This window comes from Vibrio sp. 2134-1, from assembly GCF_033339495.1.
Genome location: NZ_JAWOUS010000699.1, coordinates 1 through 587 on the forward strand (window position 1 = coordinate 1; position 587 = coordinate 587).

A 587-nucleotide genomic window follows, 5' to 3' on the forward strand; every position below is an offset into this window, starting at 1 on the left:
ACAGCAAATTCCTCAAATAGCCGATACATTACAACGTCTGGACATGTCAGTTGATGAACTTGTCCAGCAACTTAACCCCCATATGAAAGGTGACCAATGAGCGCATTAGTCAGTGTAAAAAACGTCTCCAAGCAGTACCGCCAACAAGGAGAGGCGCTTCATGATGTGAGTTTTGACTTACATGCTGGTCAAGTGCTTGGTTTACTCGGCCACAATGGCGCGGGTAAGTCGACGCTTATTAACGCCCTACTCGGCGCCCACGACTACGAAGGGACTATTCGCATCAATGGCTTCGAGCCCATGATGCAGCGCGACAAGATCATGCAGAACTTGTCGTACATCTCGGATGTGAATGTTTTGCCAGATTGGATGACAGTCTCTCAGCTTCTGAGTTATACCGAAGGGGTTCACCCGGGTTTCAATCGAAGCAAAGCGGATGCACTGCTTCGTCAAACCGACATCAAACCTCGTGCGACAATCAGAGCCCTTTCGAAAGGGATGAAAGTGCAATTGCACCTTGCCATTGTTATCGCAACCAATACACAAATCCTGATTTTGGATGAACCAACTCTTGGTTTGGATTTGGT

General features: G+C 47.7%; 1 protein-coding gene and 1 pseudogene. Both read left to right on the forward strand.

Translation table 11 applies throughout. From position 1 onward, the window contains the following. Positions 1–100, forward strand: a pseudogene (locus tag R7R78_RS28040) (GntR family transcriptional regulator); the annotation flags it as partial. After that, positions 97–587: ATP-binding cassette domain-containing protein (locus R7R78_RS28045; RefSeq protein WP_225474844.1), on the forward strand; the 491-nt coding region annotated here is incomplete at its 3' end. The pseudogene R7R78_RS28040 and the gene R7R78_RS28045, both read left to right, overlap by 4 nt.